The sequence below is a fragment of the Streptomyces himastatinicus ATCC 53653 genome, assembly GCF_000158915.1.
In the GTDB taxonomy this organism is placed as follows: domain Bacteria; phylum Actinomycetota; class Actinomycetes; order Streptomycetales; family Streptomycetaceae; genus Streptomyces; species Streptomyces himastatinicus.
Genome location: NZ_GG657754.1, coordinates 8,394,839 through 8,413,583, shown reverse-complemented (window position 1 = coordinate 8,413,583; position 18,745 = coordinate 8,394,839). Strand labels below are relative to the sequence as shown.

Below are 18,745 nucleotides of genomic sequence, written 5' to 3'. Positions count from 1 at the left end.
GGGTGTGCGCGAGATCCGGGCCCAGAGACTGCACGCGGGACGACTCCATGAGATGGCTGCGGCGGAGGGGGTGCTCCGCATCGTGCCACATCTCACACCGGCGCGGCCACCGCCCCGCACGGGGGAAGTCGGTGGCCGCGCCGAGTGGTTGACGGGGTTCAGCCGCGGTCGGTCGCGTCCTGACCGCCGGAGGCTCCCCGCTTGCTCTCCGCGGTGCCGGTGTCCTTCCCGCTGCCGTAGCCCGGGTAGTCGTCGCCGTACGCGCCCTTGGCGGGCCGGCGGCGGCGCAGCGGCGGTTCCACGCCGTCGGCCAGGCGGCGGGCGGTGAGGAGGAAGCCGGTGTGGCCGATCATCCGGTGGTCGGGGCGTACCGCCAGGCCCTCGACGTGCCAGGTGCGGACCATGGTCTCCCAGGCCGACGGCTCGTTGAAGGTGCCGTGCTCGCGGATGGACTCCACGGTGCGGGCCAGCTGGGTGGTGGTGGCGACGTAGGCGCACAGGATGCCGCCGGGCACGAGCGCCTTGGACACCGCTTCCAGGCATTCCCAGGGGGCGAGCATGTCGAGGATGACGCGGTCGACGTCCGTGTCGGACAGGTTGTCCTGGAGGTCGCCGACGGTCAGCCGCCAGGCGGGGTGCGGGGCGCCGAAGTAGCGCTCGACGTTCTGGGAGGCGATCTCGGCGAAGTCGGCCCGGCGCTCGTAGGAGTGCAGCATGCCCTGGTCGCCGATGGCCCGCAGCAGGAAGGTGGAGAGCGAGCCGGAGCCGACGCCCGCCTCGACGATACGTGCGCCGGGGAAGATGTCGGCCATCGCCAGGATCTGCCCCGCGTCCTTGGGGTAGACCACGGCGGCACCGCGTGGCATGGACAGGACATAGTCGGGGAGCAGGGGACGCAGCGCGAGATACGCGACGTTTCCCGTGGTGCGCACGACAGTTCCCTCGGGGGCGCCGATCAGCTCGTCATGGGGGAAGGAACCCTTGTGGGTGTGGAAGTTCTTCCCGGCTTCGAGCGTGAACGTGTAGTGGCGTCCCTTGGGGTCGGTGAGCTGGACCTGGTCCCCGACTTGGAAGGGCCCGCGACGGCGGGCGGCACCGGTCGGTTCGGACATGTGAACAGCCTACCGGCAGCGGGAGCCTGCCCAGGACGGCGGGCCTCGGGGTCCGCCCCGGGGCATCAGGGACTCGAGGGGCCCGGGCGAGCCTCGGATCAAGCAGTCGGGGTGCGCGCCATGGCGTTGACGAAGGCGCGCTCGACGTCGGCCGTGGAGAGCACGCCGTAGATCTCGCCCGTCTCCTCCACCACCAGGTACTCGGTCGCTGGGGTGGCGCGCAGGGTGTCCAGCAGCTCCTCGCCGGTCAGCTCGGCGGAGACCCGCATGCCGTCCTTGATGTCCTGGGCGAGGCCGCTGACCGCGACCCAGGGGCGCCGGTGCTCCGGGACCCCGACGATGGCCGCCTCCCGGACCACGGCGGTCGGGGCACCGTGGCCGTCGACCACGACCAGGGCGCGCGCCCCCGCCTCATTGGCCCGCCGCAGCGCCTCGGACAGCGGGGTGTCGGCGGCGACGGGCACGGCGCGCCGGGTGAGGTTGCGGGCGCGCAGGTCCGGCAGGCGCTCCCGGAGCCGGGCCATGCGCAGGCTGTTGCCCGCGCCGGTCCAGATGATCGCGGCCAGTATGGCGGCGAGCAGCGCGTCGGTGAGCGAGTCGACGCTGCCGAAGTCCTTGGGCTCCCCTCCGAGGCCGCCCGCCTGGGTGAGCCACGGCAGCCCCACCAGGACGGCGACGGCGAGCGCCCGGCCGGTCCAGGCGGCGGCGACGGTGCCGGCCATGGGCCTGCCGCTGATCTTCCAGACGACGGCGCGCAGCATCCGCCCGCCGTCCAGCGGAAGGCCGGGCAGCAGGTTGAAGGCGGCCACGATGAGGTTGGAGATCATCAGTCCGGCGAGCAGCACCCCGGGCACCGTGTCGGGCTCCACGACCAGCATGCCGAGGTAGAAGACCCCGGAGAGGACCAGGGAGAGCAGCGGGCCGACGAAGGCCAGGACGAACTCCCGGCCGGGGGTCTCGGACTCCTTCTCGATCTCCGAGACGCCGCCGAAGAACTGGAGCTGGATCCGGCGCACCGGCAGCTTGAAGCGCAGGGCGGCCACGGTGTGTGCCAGCTCGTGCACCAGGACGGAGGCGTAGAAGGCGACCGCGAAGAAGAGCGACACCAGATAGCGGGCGGCGCCCAGCTCCGGCAGCACCCGCTCCAGCTGGCCGCCGAAGACCCAGGTGATGAGGGCGGCCACGAGGAACCAGCTGGGCGAGACGTAGACGGGTACGCCGAAGGGGCGCCCCATCAGGATGCCGCCGCCGACCTCGCGTGGGCGGCGCGGCTTGTCCGCCTCGGGCTCGGTCGTGCGGTCCGCTCCCCCGTCGCCGGACTGCCGCTGCCCGCTGTTGTCCACGGTGTCCCCTCGTCGGATGCGTCCGTCGCACCCTGTTTTGATACGGTCCCCACGATCATGCAGTGCGAGGGGCTCGGACGTCGATGGTATGCGTCCGGCTGTCGGTGGCGGGTCGTAGGGTCTTCGCCATGGGAATCACCTCAGGGCAGCCCGAACAGGCGGATGGGGCACCGCAGTCCGGCCGCGCCGCGTCGCTCTCGCCGTCTCGTGCGGCGGACTTCATGCGGTGCCCCTTGCTGTACCGCTTCCGGGTGATCGACAAACTGCCGGAGAAGCCGAGCGCCGCCGCGACGCGGGGCACGGTGGTGCACGCGGTGCTGGAGCGGCTCTTCGACGCGCCCGCGGCGGAGCGCACCGCGCCGCGCGCCCGGGCGATGGTGCCGGGCGAGTGGGAGCGGCTGGTGGCGGCCAAGCCGGAGCTGGCGGAGCTGTTCCAGGGGGAGGACGGGGCGGAGTCCCCGGAGCGGCTGTCCGAGTGGCTGGCGGGGGCGCAGAAGCTGGTGGAGGGATGGTTCTCGCTGGAGGACCCGACCCGGCTGGAGCCCGCCGAGCGGGAGCTGTTCGTGGAGACCGCGCTGGAGTCGGGGCTGACGCTGCGCGGGATCATCGACCGGGTGGACATCGCGCCGACCGGGGACGTGCGGATCGTCGACTACAAGACGGGAAAGGCGCCCGCGCCGCAGTACGCGGGCGAGGCCCTGTTCCAGATGAAGTTCTACGCGCTGGTGCTGTGGCGGCTGCGCGGCGCGGTGCCGCGCCGGCTCCAGCTGGTCTACCTGGGCAGCGGCGATGTGCTGACGTACGACCCGGTCGAGCGGGATCTGCTCGGGGTGGAGCGCAAGGTGCTGGCCCTGTGGGAGGCGATCCGGCTGGCGACGGAGTCGGGGGACTTCCTGCCGCGCCGGACCAAGCTGTGCGGCTGGTGCGACCACCAGGCGCACTGTCCGGAATTCGGTGGTACTCCCCCGGTGTATCCGCTGCCCGTGATCCCGGCTCAGTCCCCCGCTCCCTCGGGGGACCACGACTCCGGCAGAATGGACGCGGTCTAGCGAAGGAGAACCCGTGGCGATCCGCGTCCTACTGGTCGATGATCAACCGCTGCTGCGCACCGGATTCCGGATGATCCTGGAGGCGGAGCAGGATCTGGCGGTGGTCGGCGAGGCGGGGGACGGGCTTCAGGCCCTCGACCAGGTGCGGGCGCTCCAGCCCGACGTGGTGCTGATGGACATCCGGATGCCGCGGATGGACGGGGTGGAGGCGACCCGGCAGATCACCGGTCCCGGGCGGGACGGCCCGGCGAAGGTGCTGGTGCTGACGACCTTCGACCTCGACGAGTACGTGGTGGAGGCGCTGCGCGCCGGGGCCAGCGGCTTTCTGCTGAAGGACGCGCCGGCCACCGAGCTGGTGCAGGCCATCCGGGTGGTGGCGGCGGGCGAGGCGATGCTGGCGCCGAGCATCACGCGCCGGCTGCTCGACAAGTACGCCGGGCATCTGCCGTCGGGTGAGGAGCCGGTTCCGGACACCCTGCACACGCTCACCGAGCGCGAGGTCGAGGTGCTGAAGCTGGTGGCCCGGGGGCTGTCGAACGCGGAGATCGCGGCGGATCTGTTCGTGAGCGAGACGACGGTCAAGACGCATGTGGGCCATGTGCTGACCAAGCTGGGGCTGCGGGACCGGGTGCAGGCCGCGGTCTACGCGTACGAGAGCGGGCTGGTCCGCCCCGGCGCGCAGTAGGCATCAGGCGCGCGCCGGGGAGGGACCGGGCGTCAGTCGGTGGGCGACTTCTTGATCTCCCAGAAGCGGAAGACCGTCGAGGCGTCCAGGGTCCACTGGAGTCCGGAGATGGACTCCTGGGCCACCGCGTACTGCTTGCCCTGCCACAGCGGCAGCATCGGCACGTCGTCGGCGACCAGGTCCTGGATCTTCTGGAAGTCGCCGACGGTGGCCGCGCGGCTGGGCTGGCCCGCGGTGGCCGGGATGAGCTGTCCGGTCAGCTGCGCCGAGGTGTAGTGGTTGGCCAGGACGTTCCCGGCGCCGAAGAACGGGGCGACGAAGTTGTCCGGGTCGGGGTAGTCGGGTACCCAGCCCTTGACGTAGACGGGGTAGTCGCCCGCGGCCACGCCCTTCTCGTAGGTGGCGACGTCGGTGCTCTTCACGTCGACGTCGAACAGCCCGCTGGCGTTGAGCTGCTTGGCGATCTCGTGCAGGCCCGGGACGGTGCCGGGGCCGTAGCGGATCGGGGTGCCCCACAGGGTGAGCTTGACCTTGTCGGTGATGCCCTCGTCGCGCAGCGCCTGCTCGGCCTTCCCGGGCTGCGGCCGGTCGCCGTACTTGTCGAAGAAGGCCGTGTTGTGGCCGGTGATACCGGCGGGGACGACCGAGTACAGCGGTTCGGCGGTGCGCTTGTAGACGTCCCGGACCAGGGTGGAGCGGTCGAGGAGGTACGCCATGGCCTTGCGCACGCCGAGCTTTCCGGCGACCGGGTCCTTCATGTTGAAGACCAGGTGCTGGACCTCGGCGCCGGTGCCCTCGACGACGTTGAGGTTCTTGCCGCCGCTGAGGGACTCGGCCTGGAGGTCGGCCAGGTCCTTCATGGCCAGCCCGCGGTAGGCCAGGTCCACGTCGCCGTTCTGGACGGCGTCCTTCAGCTGCTGCTGGCGGCCCTGGAAGAACTTCAGGGTCATGCCGGTGTTCTGGGCCTCGGCGGGGCCCTTGTACTGGCCGTTGACCGAGAAGTCCGCCTCCTTCTTGCTGAAGGAGTCCAGCTTGTAGACGCCGGAGCCGATCGCCTTGTTGTCGGTGCGCAGCTTGTCGGCGGGGTACTCGCTGTGGTCCACGATGGACCCGGCGCCGGAGGCGATCTTCTGCGGGAAGGTGGCGTCCGGGGTCTTCAGGTTGAAGACGACGGTCCGCTCGTCCGGGGTCTTGATGTTCCCGATGCTGGCGAGCATCACCGCCGGGCCGTTCTCGTCGTTGATCCGCATGGTGCGCTCGAACGAGAACTTGACGTCCTCGGAGGTCAGCGGATGGCCGTTGGAGAACTTCAGGTCGTTCCGCAGGGTGCAGGTGAAGACCTGGCTGGAGTTGTCCTTGAAGCCGCACTTCTCCGCCGCCTCCGGCTGCGGGGTGGTGCCGCCCTTGGGGAAGCTCAGCAGCGACTGGAACACGTTGTTGAACAACAGCCAGGAGCCCGGGTCGTAGCCGGATGCCGGGTCGGTTGCCAGCACCTCGTCCGACATTCCCATGACGACGTGCTCACCGCTGCCCGCGGTGTCCCCGTCCTCGCTCCCACAGCCGGTGAGCAGGGCGGCGGCAAGTCCCGCTCCAAGGGGAGCTGCCAGCCACTGGTCACGTTTCCTCACGGGTGGTTTCCTCACAGTTTAGTCGTCTCGTTATCCGGCCCCCGTCTGGCGTTGCGTCAGCTGCCGGCTCCTCGGCCCAGCTCCCAGAGCTGAAGCATGGTCGAGGAGTCGAACGCGTATTCGGCCCCGGTGATGTTCTCTCGGGCCGCCACATAGGTGTTCCCCTGCCACAGCGGCAGATAGGGCACGTCGTCGGCGACGGTGTTCTGAATGGTCTGGAAGTCTCCGGACGCGCGGGTGCGCTGGCTCTCCTGCCGGGTCCGCGGGATCAGCTCGTCCTGCACGCTGTTGTCGCGGTAGGGCGAGCCCAGGAAGTTGTCCTTGGTCAGGAAGGGCGCGATGTAGTTGTCCGGGTCCGGGAAGTCCGGCAGCCACCCCATGCCGTAGGCGGCGTACTCGCGCTTGGGGAGGTTGGGGCGGAACTCGGTCCAGCGGACGCCCTTGATCTTGACCTTGAAGAGGCCGCTGCGGTTGAGCTGGCTCCGGAGCTCCTTGAACTCCTGGGCCGTCTCCGGACCGTAGTGGTCGGTCGTGTACGTCAGGGTCAGCTTCACCGGGGTGCTGACACCGGCGTTCCGCAGAGCGGTGCGGGCCGCGTCGGGGTCGGGGTCGCCGTACTCGTTGTAGAACGAGTTGGTGTGCGAGATGACGTTGTTCGGGATCAGCGAGTAGAGGGGCTCGGCGGTCCGCTTGTAGACGTCGCGCACCAGCGCCTGCCGGTCCACCAGATGGGCGATGGCCTGCCGTACCGCCTTGGTTCCGACCACCGGGGCGTCGGTGTCGAAGACGAGGTAGCGGATGCCCTGGCCGGAGGACTCGAAGAGCCGGACGCCCTCGACCTCGCCCTTGTTGAGCTGGTCGATCTGGCCGGGCGAGAAGCCGCGGTGCACCACGTCGATATCGCCCTTGGTCAGCGCCTTCTCCATGGCCGGTGCGGAATCGAAGAACCGCATCTCGACCTTGTCGCTGTCCGGCTTCACATCGCCCTGGTAGTTCGGGTTCCGGGTGAAGCGCACCTTCACCAGCCGGTCGTCCCGCACCTCGGTCTTCGCCTGGTACGGACCCGAGCCGACGAGGCTGAAGCCCTTGCGCAGCGCGTTCCCCCGGTAGACCTCGCTGTCCAGGAGGGCCGCGGCCGGGGTGGTGAGCTTGGACGGGAAGGTCGCGTCGGGCGCGCGGAGGTGGATGACGACCTCGCGGGAGGTCGGGGTCTCCACCCGGTCCACGTTGGAGAGCAGGGAGACCGGGCCGTTGCGGTCCTTGATGCGCAGCATCCGGTCGAGGGAGAACTTGACGTCCTCGGAGGTGAGCGCGTGGCCGTTGGAGAACTTCAGCCCGCTGCGCAGGGTGCAGCGGTACTGCTCGCTCTGCCGGTCCTGGAAGCCGCACTTCTGCGCGGCGTCGGGTATCGGCTCGGTGCCCGAGCGGGGCAGCCGCATCAGCGTCTGGAAGGCGTTGTGGAGGACGCTCCAGGAGGCGAAGTCGTATGCCTGGGCGGGGTCCAGGGGGGCGGGCGCCGCCTTGGATGCCTCGATCCGGTCGGTACTCCCCAGGACGATGGCGCCGTCGTCAGCGCCCGAGCCGTCGGGTCCACCGCATGCGGTGAGCGCTGACGTCAGTAGGCCCGCCACGGCCGGCAGCGCGAGCGACTTGCGCTTCATTGTCGGGAGTCTCCCTGCGATCGATCAACCACTCGCGACGAGATTAGTCCGAGGCGCCAGCCATGCTCAGACACAACGAAGTTGAGGCGATATCACGCACCGATAACGAGAAAGGTCCGCCCGATATTCGAACGCGGTCGCGTTTCGTACGGCATGTCATCAATCCGGACACAAGGGCGCGCCCACATCGCATCAAACAGGACGCGCAGCAGATACCCACCCCACCTGTCGACGGCATATGCAGTGATAAACATCACGCCCGGAACGCCGGTGCCGCCACACAAAAACGGGGAGCGCGTTATTCAGTCTGCAATTTACAGACATACGCTCAGTGCGCGATCAGTGCATTTTTGTGACCAGGCCGCGTAGAAATGGAAGATCGACTTCTTCCAGCGATCCGACGACGGTACGGCCCGCCGCGGGCTCGATCGGTACGAGGGAGGGCACCGCCAGCACCCGGCACCCGGCCGCCTCGGCGGCCCGTACCCCGGTCGCCGTGTCCTCGATGACCACGCACCGCGCCGGGTCGGCGGCCAGCCCCGCGGCGGCGAACAGATACGGGTCGGGGTGCGGCTTGGTGCGGCCGATCTCGTCGCCCGCGACCGTCAGCGCGAAGTTCTCACGTCCGATCGACCGCAGCAGCCGGTCCATCACCCGGCGGTGCGAGGCGGAGACCAGGGCGGTCGGCACCCCGTGCGCGCCCAGCTCGGTGAGCAGCCGGCGGGCGCCGGGCAGCATGGGCACGGTGCCGTCGAGCAGCTCGGTGAAGCGGCTGTTCAGCAGGCCGGTCAGCTCGGCGAGCGCGATGTCGGCGCCGGTGGCCTCGATGAGGAACGAGGCGCTGCGGGTCATCGGGCCGCCGACCACCACCTGGCGGTACTCCTCGGCGAGGGCGTGGCCCAGCTCGGCGAAGATCGACACTTCCGCGTCCCACCAGATGTCCTCGGTGTCCACCAGGGTGCCGTCCATGTCGAGCAGGACCGCCTGGAGGGCGGAGCCTTCGGCCGAACGGGTGTCGACGGCGGGGATGCTGCTGGTCATCCGAACACCTCCGGATACGGGGCACGAAGGCCGGCCCCCTTCCACGATGTGGAAGACGACCGGCCTCTACCGGATCGACCAGTCTACGACGCGGCGCGTCGCGGCGCCTCCTGTCGGACGACCCCCGGTTACCGGGCGTTGAAGTACTTCGCCTCCGGGTGATGGATGACGATCGCGTCCGTCGACTGCTCGGGGTGCAGCTGGAACTCCTCGGAGAGCTTCACCCCGATCCGCTCCGGCTCCAGCAGTTCGGCGATCTTCGCCCGGTCCTCCAGGTCGGGGCAGGCGCCGTAGCCGAGCGAAAAGCGCGCGCCGCGGTACTTCAGCGCGAACATGTCCTCGATGTCGCCGGGGTCCTCCCCCGCGTAGCCCAGCTCGGCCCGGACCCGGGCGTGCCAGTACTCGGCCAGCGCCTCGGCGAGCTGCACGGACAGCCCGTGGAGTTCCAGGTAGTCGCGGTAGGAGTTGTCGGCGAACAGCTCGGCGGTGGCCTCGCCGATCCTGGAGCCGACGGTGACGACCTGGAGGCCGACCACATCGGTCTCGCCGGACTCCTCGGGCCGGAAGAAGTCCGCCAGGCACAGCCGGCGGCCGCGGCGCTGGCGCGGGAAGGTGAAGCGGGTGCGCTCGCTGCCGTCCTCGTTGAGCAGGACGAGGTCGTCGCCCTTGGAGACGCAGGGGAAGTAGCCGTAGACCACGGCGGCTTCCAGCAGGTTCTCCGTACGCAGCTTGTCCAGCCAGCCGCGCAGCCGCGGGCGGCCCTCGGACTCCACCAGCTCCGCGTAGCTCGGTCCGTCGCCGGTGCGGGCCTCCTTCAGCCCCCACTGGCCCTTGAACAGCGCGCCCTCGTCCAGCCAGGAGGCGTAGTCGACCTGCTGGATGCCCTTGACGACGCGGGTGCCCCAGAAGGGCGGGGCGGGCACCGGGTTGTCGGTGGCGACGTCGGAGCGCGACGGACCCTCCGGCTCCGGGTCGCTCAGGGGCGTGTCCCGCTTGGGCACCCGGCGCTGCTTGAGGGCGGGCAGCTCCGCGCCGGGGACACCGCGCTTGACGGCGATGAGGGCGTCCATGAGGCGCAGGCCCTCGAAGGCGTCGCGGGCGTAGCGGACCTCGCCCTCGTAGATCTCGTGGAGGTCCTGTTCGACGTAGGCGCGGGTGAGGGCGGCGCCGCCGAGGATGACGGGGTAGTCGGAGGCCAGGCTGCGCTGGTTCAGCTCCTCCAGGTTCTCCTTCATGATCACCGTGGACTTCACCAGCAGGCCGGACATGCCGATGACGTCGGCGCGGTGCTCCTGGGCGGCGTCCAGGATCGCGGAGACCGGCTGCTTGATACCGAGGTTGACCACGTTGTAGCCGTTGTTGGACAGGATGATGTCCACGAGGTTCTTGCCGATGTCATGGACGTCGCCGCGGACGGTGGCGAGCACGATGGTGCCCTTGCCCTCGTCGTCGGACTTCTCCATATGCGGCTCCAGGTGGGCCACCGCGGTCTTCATCACCTCGGCGGACTGGAGGACGAACGGCAGCTGCATCTGGCCGGAGCCGAACAGCTCGCCGACGACCTTCATGCCCGCCAGCAGCGTCTCGTTGACGATCTCCAGTGCCGGGCGCTCCTGGAGCGCCTCGTCGAGGTCGGCCTCCAGGCCGTTGCGCTCGCCGTCGATGATGCGCCGCTGGAGGCGCTCGTCCAGCGGCAGGGCGGCCAGTTCCTCGGCCTTGCCCGCCTTGAGGGACTTGGCGGTGGCGCCCTCGAAGAGCGCCATCAGCTTCTGGAGCGGGTCGTAGCCCTCGGCGCGGCGGTCGTAGATCAGGTCGAGGGCCGTGGTGACCTGCTCGTCGTCGAACCGCGCGATCGGCAGGATCTTGCTCGCGTGGACGATCGCCGAGTCCAGTCCGGCCTTGACGCACTCGTCCAGGAAGACGGAGTTGAGCAGGATGCGGGCGGCCGGGTTGAGGCCGAAGGAGATGTTCGACAGGCCGAGCGTGGTCTGCACGTCCGGGTGGCGCCGCTTGAGCTCGCGGATCGCCTCGATGGTGGCGATGCCGTCCTTGCGGGACTCCTCCTGCCCGGTGCAGATGGTGAAGGTGAGGGTGTCGATGAGGATGTCGGACTCGTGGATGCCCCAGTTGCCGGTGAGGTCGGCGATGATCCGCTGGGCGATCTCGACCTTCTTCTCCGGGGTGCGCGCCTGACCCTCCTCGTCGATGGTCAGCGCGATCAGCGCGGCGCCGTGCTCGCGGGCGAGCTGGGTGACCTTGGCGAAGCGGGACTCGGGGCCGTCGCCGTCCTCGTAGTTGACCGAGTTGATGACCGCGCGGCCGCCCAGCTTCTCCAGCCCCGCCTCGATGACGTCCACCTCGGTGGAGTCCAGCACGATGGGCAGGGTGGAGGCGGTGGCGAAGCGGCCGGCCAGCTCCCGCATATCGGCGACGCCGTCGCGGCCGACGTAGTCGACGCACAGGTCGAGCAGATGGGCGCCCTCGCGGATCTGCTCGCGGGCCAGCTCCACGCAGTCGTCCCAGCGGCCGTCCAGCATGGCCTCGCGGAACTTCTTCGACCCGTTGGCGTTCGTCCGCTCGCCGATGGCCAGGTACGAGGTGTCCTGGCGGAACGGGACCGTCTGGTACAGCGAGGCGGCGCCCGGCTCGGGACGCGGCTCGCGTACGGCCGGGGTCAGGTCGCGGACCCGCTCGACGACCTGGCGCAGATGCTCGGGGGTGGTGCCGCAGCAGCCGCCGACCAGCGACATGCCGTACTCGCGGACGAAGGTCTCCTGGGCGTCGGCCAGCTCGGTCGCGGTGAGCGGGTAGTGGGCGCCGTCCTTGCCGAGCACGGGCAGGCCCGCGTTCGGCATGCAGGACAGGGGCACGCGCGAGTGGCGGGCGAGGTAGCGCAGGTGCTCGCTCATCTCGGCCGGGCCGGTGGCGCAGTTGAGGCCGATCATGTCGATGCCGAGCGGCTCCAGGGCGGTCAGCGCCGCGCCGATCTCGGAGCCCAGCAGCATGGTGCCGGTGGTCTCGACGGTGACCGAGCAGATGATGGGGAGGTTCGCGCCGGTGGCATCCAGGGCGCGGCGGGCGCCGAGGATCGAGGCCTTGGTCTGGAGCAGGTCCTGGGTGGTCTCGACCAGGAGGGCGTCCGCGCCACCGGCGATCATGCCTTCGGCGTTCTGCTGGTAGGCGTCGCGCAGCGTGGTGTACGGGGCGTGGCCGAGGGTGGGGAGCTTGGTGCCGGGGCCCATCGAGCCGAGCACCCAGCGCTGCTGCCCGGTCGAGGCGGTGAACTCGTCCGCCACCTCGCGGGCGATCCGGACGCCCGCCTCGGACAGCTCGAAGACCCGCTCGGGGATGTCGTACTCGCCCAGCGCCGCGTGGTTGGCGCCGAAGGTGTTCGTCTCGACACAGTCCACGCCCACCGCGAAGTACGCCTCGTGGACCGACCGGACGATGTCGGGGCGGGTGATGTTGAGGATCTCGTTGCAGCCTTCGAGCTGCTGGAAGTCGTCGAGACTGGGGTCCTGCGCCTGGAGCATCGTGCCCATCGCACCATCGGCGACCACTACGCGGGAGGCGAGTGCCTCGCGGAGGGCGTCGATTCGGGCGGCGGATGCGGACGATGACGTGTGCGAGGCCATGGATGTGCTCCCTGGAGTGCGACGGCTGTCGGCTTTGCGCCCTCACTCGGCAAGGGCGCACCAGGCCAGCCTAGCTGCCGGGGGCAAGAGGGCAGGGGGCCGTCCCAACACCCGGACGCACTTCCTCCGGTCGGCCCCCGCGGACTGGTGATCGTTTACGTTTGGCTGTATGTACCGCGGAGTCGACATGGACCGATAGTGTTCAGCATTGTCGAACCGTAGTCAGGAGGTTGGCGATGGCACGGAACATCCAGTCGTTGGAGCGGGCTGCCGCGATGCTACGCCTGCTCGCCGGGGGCGAGCGCCGGCTGGGACTGTCCGACATCGCCTCCACCCTCGGACTCGCCAAGGGCACCGCCCACGGCATCCTGCGCACCCTCCAGCAGGAGGGGTTCGTGGAACAGGACGAGAACTCGGGCCGCTACCAGCTGGGCGCCGAGCTGCTGCGGCTGGGCAACAGCTATCTGGACGTCCATGAGCTGCGCGCCCGCGCCCTGGTGTGGACGGACGACCTGGCGCGCTCCAGCGGCGAGAGTGTCTACCTCGGCGTACTGCACCAGCAGGGTGTGCTCATCGTCCACCATGTCTTCCGGCCGGACGACAGCCGTCAGGTGCTGGAGGTCGGCGCCATGCAGCCGCTGCACTCCACCGCCCTGGGCAAGGTGCTGTCCGCGTACGACCCGGTGGCGCACAGCGAGGCGGCCGAGGGTGACCGGAAACCGTTCACCAAGCGCACGGTGACCGAGACGGACGCGTTCGAGGGCGTCCTGGCGCTCACCCGGGCGCGCGGCTGGGGCTCGGACGTGGAGGAGACCTGGGAGGGCGTCGCGTCGGTCGCGGCCCCGGTGCACGACCGGCGACGGCTGCCGGTGGGGGCGGTGGGGATCGCGGGCGCGGTGGAGCGGGTGTGCGAGGACGGGGAGCTGCGCTCCGAGCTGATCGCCGCCGTACGGGACTGCGCGCGGGCGGTCTCCCGCGATCTGGGCGCCGGACGGTTCTGACCGGACCCCGGCCCCTCCCCGAGGTCCCGGCCCGGACCGCGCCCGACCTGGGCCGGGAGCCTGATCGCCCGTCCTGACCAGGACCTTTGGCCAGGTCTAAGGTCATTCATCACGGTTTCACATCCTCCCGAGTTTTCCTCCACACGACCCTTGACGGGGTCTTCGCCGTGAAGAAAACTGCCGTTCATCGGTCGGCATTGTCGAACACCTGACGACAATATTCGCTATGGTGGACTCGCCGCGGGCCGACCAACGCCCTCCCACGAGGGCGCGGATCCCCGGCGGGACCGGGGGTTCGCCTTCCCCTGGACGAAGGACAAAGGAGTCGCGGGTGTCCAGCTCCGACATCTTCATCGGCGAGACCATCGGTACCGCCGTACTCACCCTGCTCGGCTGTGGTGTCGTCGCAGGCGTTCTCTTGAAGCGATCCAAGGCGTTCGACGCGGGATGGCTGGCCATCACCTTCGGGTGGGGTTTCGCCGTCCTCACGGGCGCATACATATCGGCGCCGCTCTCCGGCGCGCACCTCAACCCGGCGGTGACGCTCGGCCTCGCGATCTCGGGTGGCACCGAGTGGGGCGACGTACCGATCTACTTCCTCGGGCAGATCCTCGGCGCCATGATCGGCGCGGTGCTGGTGTGGCTCGCGTACGTGGGCCACTTCCAGGCGCACCTCACCGACCGCGAGCTGGTCGGCGGTCCGGGCGCCCAGGACACGAAGAAGGCCGACGCCGCTCAGGCGGGGGACGCGGGCCCGGTGCTGGGGATCTTCTCCACCGGCCCGGAGATCCGGAACACCGCCCAGAACCTCGTCACCGAGATCATCGCCACCACCGTGCTGGTCCTCGCCATCCTCACCCAGGGCCTGAACGGCGAGGGCAAGGGTCTTGGCGTGATCGGCGTCCTGATCACCGCCCTGGTCGTGGTCGGCATCGGCCTCTCGCTCGGCGGCCCGACCGGCTACGCCATCAACCCGGTACGTGACCTGGGCCCGCGCATCGTGCACGCCCTCCTGCCGCTGCCCAACAAGGGCGGCTCGGACTGGGGCTATGCCTGGATCCCCGTCGTCGGCCCGCTCCTCGGTGGAGCCATCGCCGGCGGCATCTACGAGATCGCCTTCGCCTAGCCCCCACCCCATCGGACTCGCAGGAGAGCAACCCACCATGACCGACACCCACACCACGAGCGCCTCCTCCCACGGACACGGTCCGTTCATCGCCGCCATCGACCAGGGCACCACGTCCAGCCGCTGCATCGTCTTCGACCGGGACGGGCGCATCGTCTCGGTCGACCAGAAGGAGCACGAGCAGATTTTCCCCAAGCCGGGCTGGGTCGAACACAATGCGACCGAGATCTGGCAGAACGTGCAAGAGGTCGTGACCGGCGCGATCACCAAAGCCGAGATCACCTCCGCCGACGTAAAGGCGATCGGCATCACCAACCAGCGCGAGACCACCCTGCTGTGGGACAAGAACACCGGCGAGCCGGTGCACAACGCGCTGGTCTGGCAGGACACCCGCACCGACGCCCTCTGCCGGGAGCTGGGCCGCAACGTCGGCCAGGACCGCTTCCGCCGCGAGACGGGCCTCCCCCTGGCGTCCTACTTCGCCGGGCCCAAGATCCGCTGGCTGCTCGACAACGTCGAAGGGCTGCGCGAGCGCGCCGAAGCCGGTGACATCCTCTTCGGCACCATGGACTCCTGGGTCATCTGGAACCTGACGGGCGGGGTCAACGGCGGGGTGCACGTCACCGACGTCACCAACGCCTCCCGCACCATGCTGATGAACCTGCACACCCTCGACTGGGATCCCAAGATCCTGACGTCGATGAACATCCCGGCCGCGCTGCTGCCGAAGATCCGTTCCTCCGCCGAGGTCTACGGGCGCAGCGCCGACGGCATCCTCCAGGGCGTGCCCGTCGCCTCCGCGCTCGGCGACCAGCAGGCGGCCCTCTTCGGCCAGACCTGTTTCGCCGAGGGCGAGGCCAAGTCCACGTACGGCACCGGCACCTTCCTGCTGATGAACACCGGCGACAAGCCGGTCAACTCCTACAACGGGCTGCTGACCACCGTCGGTTACCGCATCGGCGACCAGAAGCCGGTGTACGCCCTGGAGGGCTCCATCGCGGTCACCGGTTCGCTGGTGCAGTGGATGCGCGACCAGATGGGGCTGATCAACAGCGCCGCCGAGATCGAGACCCTGGCCAGCTCGGTGGACGACAACGGCGGCGCGTACTTCGTGCCCGCGTTCTCCGGGCTGTTCGCCCCGTACTGGCGCGACGACGCGCGCGGCGTGATCGCGGGCCTGACGCGCTACGTCACCAAGGCGCACATCGCGCGGGCCGTGCTGGAGGCCACCGCCTGGCAGACCCGCGAGATCGTCGACGCGATGACCAAGGACTCCGGCGTCGAGCTGACCGCGCTCAAGGTCGACGGCGGAATGACCTCCAACAACCTGCTGATGCAGACCCTCTCGGACGCCCTCGACGCACCCGTGGTGCGCCCGATGGTGGCCGAGACCACCTGCCTCGGCGCCGCCTACGCCGCCGGCCTGGCCGTCGGCTTCTGGCCGGACATCGACGCGCTGCGCGCCAACTGGCGCCGGGCCGCCGAGTGGACCCCCCGTATGGACGCGGACGTACGGGATCGCGAGTACAAGAGCTGGCTCAAGGCCGTGCAGCGGACCATGGGCTGGATCGAGGACGAGGAGTAAATCTCACATGACCACCCTGCAGAGCGTTCCTTCCCTCGGGACGCACCCGGCTGCCGGTTCGCACCCGACCCGCGCCGAAACCCGGGAACAGCTGTCCAAGGCTTCGTACGACCTCCTGGTGATCGGCGGCGGCATCCTGGGCATCACCACTGCCTGGCACGCCGCGCAGTCCGGACTGCGGGTGGCCATGGTGGACGCCGGCGACTTCGCCGGCGCCACCTCCTCCGCCTCCTCCAAGCTGCTCCACGGCGGCCTGCGCTACCTCCAGACCGGCGCGGTCAAGCTCGTCGCCGAGAACCACTTCGAGCGGCGCGCCGTCTCGCGCAGCGTCGCGCCGCACCTGTCCAACCCGCTCACCTTCTACCTGCCGGTCTACAAGGGCGGCCCGCACGGCGCGGCCAAGCTGGGCGCGGGCGTCTTCGCGTACTCGGCGCTCTCCGCGTTCCGCGACGGCGTCGGCCATGTGATCAACGGCGAGAAGGCCGCGCGGGACGTGCCGGAGCTGCGCACCGAGGGGCTGCGGGCGGTCGCCGTGTACGGCGACGGGCAGATGAACGACAGCCGCATGGCCCTGATGACGGTCCGGGCGGCGGTCGACGCGGGCGCCACCGTGCTCAACCACGCCGAGGTCACCGGGCTGCGCAAGACGGACGGCCGGGTCACCGGCGCGGAGCTGAGGGACCGCACCGACGGCACCGAGTTCGGCGTCAACGCCCGCCTGGTGCTCAACGCCACCGGTCCCTGGGTGGACCACCTGCGGCGGATGGAGGACCCGGGCGCGGCGCCGTCCATCCGGCTCTCCAAGGGCGCCCACCTGGTCCTCAAGCGCACCTCCCCGTGGCGGGCGGCGCTGGCGACGCCCATCGACAAGTACCGCATCACCTTCGCCCTCCCCTGGGAGGACATGCTGCTGCTCGGCACCACCGACGAGCCGTACGAGGGCGACCCGGCCGATGTCGCGGTCAACGAAGCGGACACCGCCCAGATCCTGGACGAGGCCGCGTTCTCCATCCGCGACCAGCAGCTCTCCCGCGACCTGATCACCTACGCGTTCGCGGGGCTGCGGGTGCTGCCCGGCGGCCCCGGCGACACCGCCAAGGCCAAGCGGGAGACGGTCGTCACCGAGGGCAAGGGCGGCATGCTCTCCATAGCCGGCGGCAAGTGGACCACCTTCCGCCACATCGGCCGCACCGTGATGAGCAAGCTCGCCGAGCTGCCGGGCCGTCCGCTCGCGGACGACATGGAGCCGGTCAAGCAGCTGCCCAAGCACATGCCGCTGCCCGGCCTCGCCAATCCGCACGCGGTCGCCCACCGGCTGCTGGTGGACGGCGGTACGCCCGGCCCGCGCATGGCCGCGGACACCGCGCGCCACCTGGCGACCCACTACGGTTCGCTCTCCTTCGACATCGCGCGGCTGGCGAGCGGCGACGCGGCGCTCGCCGAGCGGATCCACCCGGACGCCCCGGAGATCTGGGCCCAGGTCGTCTACGCCCGTGACCACGAGTGGGCGCAGACCGCGGACGACGTGCTGCGCCGCCGCACCACGCTGACGATCCGCGGCCTGGACGACGACGCCATCCGCGGGCGGGTCGAGGAGCTGCTGGCCAAGCGCGGCTGACACTTCTATCGACGGCCGGGTGGGGAGACGTTTCTTCTCACCCGGCCGTCGGTGTGTGCGGAGGGGCCTTGCGCGGGGCGGGACCTTACTCGCGAGTTAAAAAGTTGCGGAATCACTCTTGCCTTCTTCGGCGCCACGCGTATCAATAGCTCCGTCCGCGCATGACGGGCAGTCAGGAAGGGCGGACGCACCCCCCACCAGCCCACCGCTCACTTCCCCCACTCCGGAAGGCAGTCCCATGAGACGCATCAAGCTCGGGATCGGCACGGCAATGGGAACAGCAGCACTGGCCGCCGGCGCGCTCGCGCTGGCGCCGAGCGCGGTCGCGGTCACCCCGACCACCGCGACCCTGACGGCCGACTGCGGAACCTACGGTTCTGGTCTGGCGACGCTGACCGCCACGCAGAGCGGCACCGCCGCGACCATCACCCTGTCCTCGGCGGCCGTCAAGGCGCCGATCGACATTCCGGCGGGCGCGGTCAGCTCCACCCTCACGCTGTCGAAGAACGGCTCCGGCACCACGACGTTCACCGGCAACGCCAACCCGGCCATCAAGACCGGCGCCGACGTGACCACCGGCCCGCTCAAGGGCACCGTGGCCGCGGGTGACGTGCTGGAGGCCAAGTCGCTCAAGCTGGTGGTCTTCGGCCTGATCACGGTCAACTGCACCGCCACCTCGGCCCAGTCCCCGGGCCCCTTCACCTTCTGAGCCCCACCTTCTGAGCCCGTCGGCGGCGGCCGACAGCGGCTCGGCAGCGGCTCGGCAGAGAACCGAAACGGACCGGCGGCGTCCCCGGAAGACGCCGCCGGTCCGCGCGCGTCATAATGGACCCATACATCGGATGTTTGACCCGGAGGTCCATCATGGCGGTCACCGACGAGGCGATCGAAAAAATCAAGGGCATGATCGTCTCGGGTGCGCTGCGCCCGGGTGACCGGCTTCCCAAGGAGAGCGAGCTGGCCGCGGATCTGGGCCTGTCCCGCAATTCGCTGCGCGAGGCCGTTCGCGCGCTGTCCCTGATCCGCATCCTCGATGTGCGGCAGGGCGACGGTACGTACGTCACCAGCCTCGACCCCCAGCTGCTGCTGGAGGCGCTGAGTTTCGTCGTGGACTTCCACCGGGACGACACCGTGCTGGAGTTCCTGGCGGTGCGCCGCATCCTGGAGCCCGCGGCCACGGCGCAGGCCTGTAGCCGGATCAGTGACACCGAACTGGACGCGCTCGGCGCGCAGCTGGACGCGCTGGGCGAGGCGCCCTCGG

General features: G+C 70.0%; 14 protein-coding genes. 8 read left to right on the top strand and 6 right to left on the bottom strand.

Going from position 1 to position 18,745, the window contains the following annotated elements; translation table 11 throughout:
* Positions 1-158: 158 nt before the first annotated feature.
* Together SSOG_RS35950 and SSOG_RS35945 are read right to left on the bottom strand one after the other, a co-directional pair.
* A complete protein-coding gene (locus SSOG_RS35950; RefSeq protein WP_009719182.1) occupies positions 159-1,112 on the bottom strand; it encodes a tRNA (adenine-N1)-methyltransferase in 954 nt (317 codons plus the stop codon).
* 98 nt (positions 1,113-1,210) lie between these two features.
* On the bottom strand, positions 1,211-2,455 hold the full coding sequence (locus SSOG_RS35945) for a site-2 protease family protein (RefSeq protein WP_009719181.1): 1,245 nt from the start codon (positions 2,453-2,455) through the stop codon (positions 1,211-1,213).
* Between the two features lie 128 nt (positions 2,456-2,583).
* On the opposite strand from SSOG_RS35945, the gene SSOG_RS35940 reads away from it, so the two are divergent.
* Positions 2,584-3,504, top strand: coding sequence for a RecB family exonuclease (locus tag SSOG_RS35940; protein WP_009719180.1), 921 nt, complete (start codon positions 2,584-2,586; stop codon positions 3,502-3,504).
* A gap of 13 nt (positions 3,505-3,517) precedes the next feature.
* Positions 3,518-4,189, top strand: a complete 672-nt coding sequence (locus SSOG_RS35935; protein ID WP_009719179.1) for a response regulator — start codon at positions 3,518-3,520, stop codon at positions 4,187-4,189.
* Between the two features lie 32 nt (positions 4,190-4,221).
* On the opposite strand, the gene SSOG_RS35930 is transcribed toward SSOG_RS35935, so the two are convergent.
* The 4 genes from SSOG_RS35930 to metH all read right to left on the bottom strand — a co-directional run bounded on the left by SSOG_RS35930 (position 4,222) and on the right by metH (position 12,154).
* Positions 4,222-5,817: an ABC transporter substrate-binding protein gene (locus tag SSOG_RS35930; protein WP_009719178.1), complete on the bottom strand. Its 1,596-nt coding sequence runs from the start codon at positions 5,815-5,817 to the stop codon at positions 4,222-4,224.
* Between the two features lie 56 nt (positions 5,818-5,873).
* Positions 5,874-7,478, bottom strand: coding sequence for an ABC transporter substrate-binding protein (locus SSOG_RS35925; protein WP_009719177.1), 1,605 nt, complete (start codon positions 7,476-7,478; stop codon positions 5,874-5,876).
* Between the two features lie 339 nt (positions 7,479-7,817).
* Positions 7,818-8,519 (bottom strand): HAD family hydrolase, encoded by a 702-nt coding sequence (locus tag SSOG_RS35920; protein ID WP_009719176.1) that lies wholly within the window; start codon positions 8,517-8,519, stop codon positions 7,818-7,820.
* A gap of 128 nt (positions 8,520-8,647) precedes the next feature.
* Positions 8,648-12,154 (bottom strand): methionine synthase, encoded by a 3,507-nt coding sequence (gene metH, locus SSOG_RS35915; protein WP_009719175.1) that lies wholly within the window; start codon positions 12,152-12,154, stop codon positions 8,648-8,650.
* A 236-nt stretch (positions 12,155-12,390) separates the two neighbouring features.
* Here metH and SSOG_RS35910 point away from each other — a divergent pair, with 236 nt between their 5' ends.
* The 6 genes from SSOG_RS35910 to SSOG_RS35885 all read left to right on the top strand — a co-directional run.
* Positions 12,391-13,155, top strand: coding sequence for an IclR family transcriptional regulator (locus tag SSOG_RS35910; RefSeq protein WP_009719174.1), 765 nt, complete (start codon positions 12,391-12,393; stop codon positions 13,153-13,155).
* 331 nt (positions 13,156-13,486) lie between these two features.
* Complete coding sequence (locus SSOG_RS35905) at positions 13,487-14,281, top strand: MIP/aquaporin family protein (protein ID WP_009719173.1); 795 nt, start codon at positions 13,487-13,489, stop codon at positions 14,279-14,281.
* A gap of 37 nt (positions 14,282-14,318) precedes the next feature.
* Entirely contained in the window at positions 14,319-15,866 is a 1,548-nt protein-coding gene (gene glpK / locus SSOG_RS35900) for a glycerol kinase GlpK (protein ID WP_009719172.1), read from the top strand.
* A 7-nt stretch (positions 15,867-15,873) separates the two neighbouring features.
* Complete coding sequence (locus SSOG_RS35895; RefSeq protein ID WP_009719171.1) at positions 15,874-17,484, top strand: glycerol-3-phosphate dehydrogenase/oxidase; 1,611 nt, start codon at positions 15,874-15,876, stop codon at positions 17,482-17,484.
* 238 nt (positions 17,485-17,722) lie between these two features.
* The gene (locus SSOG_RS35890) at positions 17,723-18,193 is read left to right on the top strand and encodes a hypothetical protein (protein ID WP_009719170.1); all 471 of its coding nucleotides are present in this window, start codon (positions 17,723-17,725) and stop codon (positions 18,191-18,193) included.
* 155 nt (positions 18,194-18,348) lie between these two features.
* Positions 18,349-18,745 (top strand): FadR/GntR family transcriptional regulator (locus tag SSOG_RS35885; RefSeq protein ID WP_039939473.1); only part of this gene is annotated, 397 nt, incomplete at its 3' end.